9 protein-coding genes are annotated in these 8796 nt (G+C 44.5%); 7 read left to right on the top strand and 2 right to left on the bottom strand.

The genetic code is table 11. From position 1 onward, the window contains the following. The 6 genes from def to VIP81_RS16145 all read left to right on the top strand — a co-directional run. The coding region (gene def, locus VIP81_RS16170) for a peptide deformylase (protein ID WP_331962866.1) at positions 1 to 564 on the top strand (564 nt) is incomplete at its 5' end. A 104-nt stretch (positions 565 to 668) separates the two neighbouring features. Next, a complete protein-coding gene (locus VIP81_RS16165) occupies positions 669 to 1187 on the top strand; it encodes an RNA polymerase sigma factor (protein WP_331962863.1) in 519 nt (172 codons plus the stop codon). A 67-nt stretch (positions 1188 to 1254) separates the two neighbouring features. Continuing rightward, positions 1255 to 2118 carry an anti-sigma factor gene (locus VIP81_RS16160; RefSeq protein WP_331962860.1) on the top strand — a complete coding sequence of 288 codons (864 nt, stop codon included), beginning with the start codon at positions 1255 to 1257 and terminating at the stop codon, positions 2116 to 2118. A gap of 210 nt (positions 2119 to 2328) precedes the next feature. After that, positions 2329 to 2877, top strand: a complete 549-nt coding sequence (locus tag VIP81_RS16155) for an RNA polymerase sigma factor (RefSeq protein WP_331962857.1) — start codon at positions 2329 to 2331, stop codon at positions 2875 to 2877. Between the two features lie 60 nt (positions 2878 to 2937). Next, entirely contained in the window at positions 2938 to 3741 is an 804-nt protein-coding gene (locus tag VIP81_RS16150) for an anti-sigma factor (protein ID WP_331962854.1), read from the top strand. A gap of 175 nt (positions 3742 to 3916) precedes the next feature. Beyond that, entirely contained in the window at positions 3917 to 4867 is a 951-nt protein-coding gene (locus VIP81_RS16145; protein ID WP_331962851.1) for a hypothetical protein, read from the top strand. Here the strand turns inward: VIP81_RS16145 and VIP81_RS16140 are convergent, their stop codons facing one another. Both VIP81_RS16140 and VIP81_RS16135 read right to left on the bottom strand, forming a co-directional pair. Beyond that, the gene (locus tag VIP81_RS16140; RefSeq protein ID WP_331962848.1) at positions 4868 to 6541 is read right to left on the bottom strand and encodes a gliding motility-associated C-terminal domain-containing protein; all 1674 of its coding nucleotides are present in this window, start codon (positions 6539 to 6541) and stop codon (positions 4868 to 4870) included. A gap of 159 nt (positions 6542 to 6700) precedes the next feature. Beyond that, the gene (locus VIP81_RS16135) at positions 6701 to 7774 is read right to left on the bottom strand and encodes an RluA family pseudouridine synthase (protein ID WP_331962845.1); all 1074 of its coding nucleotides are present in this window, start codon (positions 7772 to 7774) and stop codon (positions 6701 to 6703) included. A gap of 146 nt (positions 7775 to 7920) precedes the next feature. Here VIP81_RS16135 and lipB point away from each other — a divergent pair, with 146 nt between their 5' ends. Next, complete coding sequence (gene lipB, locus VIP81_RS16130; protein ID WP_331962842.1) at positions 7921 to 8625, top strand: lipoyl(octanoyl) transferase LipB; 705 nt, start codon at positions 7921 to 7923, stop codon at positions 8623 to 8625. The last annotated feature ends 171 nt before the right edge of the window (positions 8626 to 8796 follow it).

Below are 8796 nucleotides of genomic sequence, written 5' to 3'. Positions count from 1 at the left end.
GTAGCTTACGGGCACCCGGTTTTGAGGAAAGTAGCGGAAGAGATTACACCTGAGTATCCTAACTTGAAGGAATTAATTGCCAACATGTGGGATACCATGTATGGTTCAAATGGCGTGGGCATTGCAGCCCCGCAGATCAATAAAGCCATTCGCCTGTTTGTAATAGATAGCGAGCAAATTATACATAACCTGGAAGAAGATGAGAAAAACGACTACCCAGGCGATACAGGCGTGAAAGGCGTTTTTATCAATGCGCATATCGTGGAAACAGGTGGGAAAGACTGGGCATATAATGAAGGTTGCCTCAGCATTCCTAAAGTAAGGGAAGATGTAAACCGCGCGGAAACCGTTACCCTGAGCTATGTAGACGAGAATTTTACACCACATGAAAGAACATTCACAGGTGTTACCGCCCGGGTAATCCTGCACGAATACGATCATATAGACGGTATTTTATTTATCGATCACCTGAAGCCTTTAAAGCGCAGGATGCTGAAAAGTAAACTGGATGATATTACAAAAGGTAAAATCCGGGTCGATTACAGAATGACGTTCCCTAAATAGGAAATAATTTTGTAATGTAAAGAAAACCTGTTATTTTGGTATCGTAAAGTATAACATCCATATCCTCAAACTTGGGAGCGACCTTAACATACACTGAAGTTGAATTGATTCAGGGCCTTTTGGCCAGGGATGAAAAAATATTTACTTACCTGTATGACCATTATTCACCCGCATTATATGGTGTAGCCCTCAAAGTAGTAGGAGAAGAAGCCGCAGCAGGCGATGTACTACAGGAAGTTTTTGTAAAAATCTGGCGTAATATAGATCGTTACGATGCCTCAAAAGGACGTTTGTTCACCTGGATGCTGAACATCACGCGTAATACAGCAATCGACAGTCTTCGCTCAAAAAATCACAAACTCGAACAAAGGGTACAGGATGTAAACAGTGTATCACTGATGTATGAACCGCAACTGGCGGTGCATTTGTCGGTGGACCACCTCGGACTGGCCAAGGTAATAGAACGTCTGCAAAAAGATCAACGCATTATTATAGACATGGCTTATTTCAAGGGGCATACCCAGGAAGAAATAGCCAGGTCCCTTGAAATACCATTGGGTACCGTGAAAACGCGTATGCGCAATGCCATTATACAATTGAGAACACTCTTAAAACAATTGTAATTTTCAGAAAATAGTGGATGTACAACGCTACATATCATCCGGAATTCTTGAAAGCTACGTATTCGGCATGTTGCCCGAAACGGAGCAAAACGAGGTGGAAACGGTCGTACTACAATACCCCGATGTTAAAGCCGCAGTAAACTCTCTGCAGCTCGACAAAGAAAGGTTTGTACAACTATACGCAGTGCCCCCTCCCATTGGAATCAAGGAACGCCTGACAGAAATTATCCGTCAGGAAAATACGCAGGAAGGTAACGACCTGCTGCCGGAAGAACTACGTGTACCCCTTTCTGCTCCCGCTGCCGGAAAAAAGAACGGAAAACAGGTCACCCATAAAGAAACACCCATCAGGCAACTGCCTGCTGCAAAACCTTCATCAGACCGCATCTGGAAATATGCCACTGCGGCCATCGTAGTTTTGTTGCTGGGCAGTGTATTCATGAACTTCTTTTTCTTCCAGAAATCCACCGACTACAAAAGCCGTTATAAATCATTAATTGCCACCAAAGAAAAGCTGGAGGCAGATAAAGAACACCAGGCACTCACCAGTTTAAAAGAAACAACGCCAGTTCCAACGGAACCCGATCCGCTGAGTAATCCAGATTTTAAATGGACCAAAATGCAAGGTGGTGGCGAGTTTGCCGGAAAGTCTTTGTCTGTTGGCTGGAATGCACGTACGCAAGCGGTTTACCTGCAGGCACAAATGATGCCTTTAGCCCCCGCTGGTAAACAATTTCAGCTGTGGGCAATTGTTAATAAGAAACTGGTAGATGCAGGCGTTTTTGATACAGGCGCCAATGTATCTGAACAATTACAACAAATGAAAGCCGTGGCCGTTGCCCAGGGCTTTGCCGTAACGCTGGAAAGAAAAGGTGGCAGCCCGGAACCTTCTATGGATCAGGTATGTATGTCTGCCAAAATCATCAAATAAAGAACGAGCTATAGTGTAGAAATTTGTTTATCATATATAAATCATTATATTGCTTAGCTATTAAGCACCCCGGTTAATCATTAAAAGACACAAGTACAACTGTTATAAAAATATCCTTGAAAACTGAAGTCATGAACTCATGTTCCGTGTTGCCATGTGCTGAAATCATTTTCAATATTTAAATACCCAATTAATTCTAGTAAATCTGTTTTGGAATATACTCCTACATATACAGAAGCTGAGCTGGTACAAGGTTTAAAAGCCCGTGACCAGAAAGTTTTTAGCTACTTGTATGATCACTATTCACCTGCTTTATATGGTGTGATCGTAAAAGTACTCAACGACGACAGTTCCGCCGGGGACGTGTTGCAGGATGTGTTTCTGAAAATCTGGCGCCACCTCGACCGCTATGATGAGGAAAAAGGCCGCCTTTTTACCTGGATGCTGAATATCGCACGTAATACCGCTATCGATATTCTTCGCTCCAAATCCCATAAGCTCGAACAAAAAATCCAAAATATAACGGATGACGTACATGCTGTCAACGGACCGTTGTCCGTCCATCCATCTACCGACTACGTAGGTTTTTCCCGAATCCTGGAAAAGCTGACTAAAGAACAGCGTACCCTTATTGATTTAGCTTATTACAAAGGTTGTACTCAGGAAGAAATCTCCCGGGTATTGGAAATCCCTTTGGGTACTGTAAAAACAAGAATGCGTAACGCAATTATTCAGTTAAGAAACATTTTGAACAAGTAAATATTAAAAGCAATAGTGGACCCACAACATTTCATATCGTCCGGAATTATTGAGCTATACATGGCAGGCATTGCTACCGATGAAGAGGTACGCGAGCTGGAAGCTGCTATGGCACAATACCCGGCAGTGGCCGCGCAGGTAGAATCCTACCGGCACAGTATGGAGTCGTACATTAAGATGCAGGGGATAGATCCGAATCCGGATATCAAATCAAGTTTATTCTCTAAAATCAATAATGAACCCAATTTGCAGGAGGGTGAGCCTGTACCCGACCAAGATCTGCAACAACCAAAAGTAGTGTCCATGCAAGAAACTAAAAGCCCTTCCTGGAAGTGGATTGCCGCCGCCGCAGCTGTGCTGCTGGTGGGCAGTCTGGTTCTAAATTATGTGTTCTTTAACCGGTACAAAGAATTCAGAGAGTACAAAGACAAATACCAGTCTTTGCTCGTATCTCAGAACTCCATTTTGTCAAAGAGCGATCTTTACAAAACCCGCTTAGAACAAATGCAGGAGTCCATGGAAATTATCCAGGATCCTAAAGTATTGAAAGTGCCGATGCCAGGTACCAAAGCGTTCCCTGAAGCATTAGCCACCGTATTCTGGAACCCGTCGAGCCAGCAGGTGTATCTGAAAGTGAATAAACTGCCAGAACCAACCGCTGACAAACAGTATCAACTCTGGGCTATCGTAGATGGCAAACCTGTTGATATGGGCGTGTTCGAAATGGGTGATACGGCCAGCCTCCTCCAGAAAATGAAAGTAACCGGCAAAGCACAAATGTTTGCCATTACCCTGGAGAAAAAAGGTGGTGCTGTGGCCCCAACTATGGAACAAATGTATGTGGCCGGGAAAATACCTGGTTGATTAAAGAGCTGAAGGCGTAAAGCATAAAGCAAAAAGCTATTGTAGCGAAGATTTAAGCGATATTATAGAAATATAACCGCTTTTATCTTCGCTACAATAGCTTTTATTATTACACTTCATCTTCGCTACAATAGCTTTCTGCTTTTTGCTTTCTGCTTTTTTCTTAAATTGCAGCATGTCACATTTATGGAGAAATATAGGCGGAACCGTAGTGTTCTGTCTGTTAACCTGCTTACAACTTACAGCTCAGGACACTGCCCGGTACAAAGGAATGACAGTTAACCTGGATGAAGTCATCGTTGCTGCAAAACGTATAGGCTTCGACGTTAATAGTTTTATTAAAAGGGTGGAAGATGACACCACCTTTTACCGTGCCTTCAAAAATCTGCGTATCGTAGGTTTCGACGCCGTGAACGATATACAGATTCTCGATAAACACGCCGCCACACAAGCTTCACTCTACAACGAAACCCACCAGGTAGTAAAAGGAAAATGCATGACCATGCAGGTGGCCAACGAAAAAGTGACCGGCGACTTCTACACCCGCAAAGGCAATTATAATTATTACACCGCCGAATTATATGCAAACCTGTTTTTTACCAAAGGCACCGTTTGCGCAGATGATGCCGGCGAAATATCCGAACGCTCCAGCGGTAGCCTGGCCAGACATAAAGCCCAGCTGAAACAACTGATCTTTAACCCCGGAAAACCTATCCGCGGCGTACCTATCGTAGGACAAAAAGTAGCTATCTTCAGCTATGAAGTGATGCGCTTTTATGATTTCTCTATCTCCGCAGAAAATTATGTAGACGGAACCCCCTGCTATGTGTTTACCGCCAAAGTTAAGCCCGGACTGAGCCGCATCGATAGAGCCGATGTGGTGATTGATGAACTGATTACCTGGTTTAACAAAGATAATTTTGAAATTGTAGGCCGTAAATATGCACTCTCCTATAAAACCATGTTGTTTGATTTTAATGTGAAGATGAATGTGCAGATGACCAAGTTTAACGGACTCCTCATCCCCGCATTGGTCACCTACAACGGCACCTGGGACGTGCCTTTCAAGAAAAGAGAAACAGCGGTCTTTGTCGCAAAGTTTCTAAATTTTACCGGCGCTCAGTAATTAATTAATCAACGTAATCGTACCGGATTTATGCACCGGTAACTTCGTGTCTACTTCTTTGTAATCTACTATCCATACATAGGTAGCCACATCCGCTGTATTGCCGTTTACACGCCCCATCCACCCTACCTGCGGGTCGGTGGTATAAAATACCCGCTCTCCCCAACGGTTATACACACTGAGTACATAATCGTATATGGGACACCGGTAGATCGGCCGGAAATAATCATTCCTGCCATCACCATTGGGCGTAAAGGCAGTAGGAAAAAATAACTGACAGGCACAATCATGATACCGGACTACAATAGAGTCCGCAGTTTTACCACAACTATTATAAGCAACAATGGCATATAAACCCGGCTGGGTAACAGTATACATCGGCGTACTGGTACTGTCCTGCCATTTATAAATACCGCCACCAGCGCCGGTAGCGCGCAACTGATACACTTCATTTCTGCAAAGCAGCGTATCCGGACCGAGATTTACCCGCAACGTATCATCAAATTTTACCGAGATGCTATCGAAGGACTCGCAGCGGCCTATCTGTGCATGCACATAATAGTAGCCAGGCTTGGTAACATAATAGGTGGCCTGATCAGATCCGTCCTGCCAGAGATAGGTACCATTGCCGAAATCCGCTGTCAATACGAGGAAATTACCTTTACAGATCGTGGTATCATTCCCAAGATTCAGTTTCTTCAAGCGGTTATAATTAATGAAAATAGTATCGACTACGCTGCAGGTATGATTGATTTCCACCAGTGCCCAAAGGTTGGTGGTGTTATTAATGGTTACCGCTGGCGTGGTATTACCGGTACTCCATTCCCATTTGGTGGCCTCCGGAATACTGGGAGCTATCCTGATCGATTCGCCGGGGCAAAGTAAGGTATCCGGTCCCAACGAAAAAGGATAGGGGGCGCCCGTAAAAGTAATAGTGATATCGTCCGAAATGGGGGCGCAACCTTTAGGAAATACATCTACGTGATAGGTACCCGAAGTGGTTACATCCTGGGTAGGCTGTGTATTACCGGTGTTCCACATATAGGTGCAGTTCTGGGCAGTGGCATCCAGCGCAATATGTTCGCCGGTACATAAAATAAGATCCTTACCCAGATCTATCGTTGGTATAGGCGTATAAAAAATATTCACAGAGTCCGGATTAGGACAGCCATTGATTTTTACTTTATAAGTGGCAGAGGTATCCACGAGAATGCTGCTGCCGGTAGAACTGTCTTGCCAGAGATACGCGGCGCCCGGTATTACCGGGGCATTCAACGTCATGGTGGCACCTTCACACAACGTGATATCCTGCGGACCAAGATCAAAAAAAACAGGCGTTACAATCGTGATGGGTTGTATAGTGGTATCAGGCACACCGTTGCGCCAGGCGATCAGCGTATCTGTATAAGTGCCGATGTTATGGTAAATATGAAATGCACGCATGATTTTAGAAGAATCTTTATCGGCCGATAGAGGATCTCCAAAAAAACATTTTACAGAATCAATGCCTGCAGGGGTGGTAATCTCGAAAAAAGACGTGTCATTTACACAGGTAGATGATACCGTAAACGGTGTTTTGCCTTGTGCGGTGGCCCTGTTGACGAACAGGCCGCATACCAGTAAAACCGGTAAAAGATATAGGATGCGACTGGATTTTGGTAATTGGCTTCTCATGCAATGACATGGTAATTGCCCGCTAAGATAGCTTAAAGTATGTAGAATATTTATAATAATAACATTTTCCTGCCATACAAAATACGAAGGAGCTAAAACGAAACGGCGCCAGAGCGGTGTATACACCATCTGACGCCGTTTTTAATAACAATAATATCATTACACTTCGTCGTCCTTCAGCGGTCTTGCCGCAATATATCTTTTCCACTTTTCCAATACGGAGGTGAAGTCGGAAGGTAAAGCACTTTCGAAATACATCTGCTCACGGGTGCGGGGGTGTATGAAACCCAGCTGTTGTGCATGCAGTGCATGACGGGGCATAATATCAAAACAGTTTTCTACAAATTGCTTGTATTTTGTGTACACCGTTCCTTTTACAATGCGGTTCCCACCATAGGTTTCATCGTTAAAGAGGGAGTGACCGATATGTTGCATATGTACACGGATCTGATGGGTACGGCCTGTTTCCAGTCTGCATTCCACCATCGTTACATAGTTAAAGCGCTCCAGTACGCGGTAGTGAGTGATGGCTTCTTTACCATATTCGCCATCAGGATATGCGTCCATTATTTTGCGTAACCGCTGGTGGCGGCCTACGTGGGCTACTACGGTACCTTCATCTTCTTCAAAATCGCCCCAAACCAGCGCTATATACCGGCGATGCACGGTGTGATCAAAAAACTGTTTCGCCAGATCGTTCATCGCTTTCGGTGATTTGGCGATGACCAGCAAGCCGCTGGTGTTTTTGTCGATACGGTGTACCAGCCCAAACCGGGGTATTTCCGGCTCCGTTACCTGTGTTTTATCGCCCAGGTACCAGGACAATCCGTTTACCAGCGTACCATCGCGGTTACCGCAGCCAGGATGTACTACCAGGCCGGCAGGTTTGTCGATGATCATGATATCCTCATCTTCAAATACAATATTCAGTGGTAGCTCTTGTGGAATAATGTCCGTATTCTCCGGGTTCCGGTTAGAAAACACAACAATCTTGTCCAATGGCTTGATCTTGTAATTGGCTTTAACGGGTTTATCGTTCACAATTACCATTTCACCATCGAGGGCTTGTTGTATCTTATTGCGGGTGGCGCCTTCTATACGTGCAGTGAGGAATTTATCAATACGCAGTGGCTCCTGACCTTTGTCCACCACCATGTTGATTTTCTCATATAATTCCTCGCTGCCATCACCGTTGTCCAGCTCATCTTCCAGTTCCAGCAATTCTTCAGCCATTAATATAATTTTTTGCAAAGGTAGGGAAGATTTCACGCAAAGGCGCAAAGCAGCAAAGAGCGTTATCTTATGGCCCTTAAAAAAAGCCTTTGCTGCTTTGCTGCTTTGCGCCTTTGCGTGAAAAACTATTAACTTTGCTTCCTGATATGGAAAAAGTAAAGCAACAGATTGTAGTAAAAGACCTGGGCGTAATAGAATACCAGGCCGCCTGGGATTACCAGGAGCAGTTGTTGAAGGAAAATGTGCAGTTGAAGTCCCATGCGGCCGATCAGTCACCCAAGCCTACTACCAACTACCTGCTGTTTTGCGAACATCCACCAGTATATACCATTGGCAAAAGCGGGCATATGGAAAACCTGCTGATCTCTGAAAAAGAGCTGCAGGAGCAGGGGATAGGCTTTGTTCCCACCAACCGTGGCGGAGATATTACGTTTCATGGCCCCGGTCAGGTAGTCGGCTATCCGATCATGGACCTGGAAAATTTTTTCACCGACATCGGCAAATACCTGCGCTGCCTGGAAGAAGTAATCATTCGCACCCTGGCAGATTACGGCGTCACCGGCGATCGCTCCAAAGGAGAAACCGGCGTATGGCTCGATCCCCACGATAAGACAAAAGCCCGTAAAATATGCGCCATGGGCGTACGTTGCAGCCGCTGGGTGACCATGCACGGCTTCGCCCTGAATGTAAATACCCTGATGGATTACTTTAATAATATCATCGCCTGCGGCATTGCTGATAAACAAGTAGCTTCGCTCGACAAAGAACTGGGCCGGGAAGTGAGTATGGAAGAAGTGAAAGCAAGACTGAGCAAGCATTTCGGAGAAGTATTTGAGGCGGAGATGATCTGAGCGTTTTTTTGTCTTTGTGCAGGATTATACTGATTCAGATGATTTTCAAGATTTTATTTTTTCAGGATTAGAGAAAGATAAAAAAGATTAGCGAAGATGGATGCGGATATTCCACATTTATCTTCGCTAATCTTTTTTTATAAAATTATAAATAAAAATCTTGAAAATCAT

Source organism: Chitinophaga sp. (assembly GCF_036566945.1).
Lineage (GTDB): Bacteria > Bacteroidota > Bacteroidia > Chitinophagales > Chitinophagaceae > Chitinophaga.
This window is presented reverse-complemented; position numbering and strand designations above follow the sequence as displayed.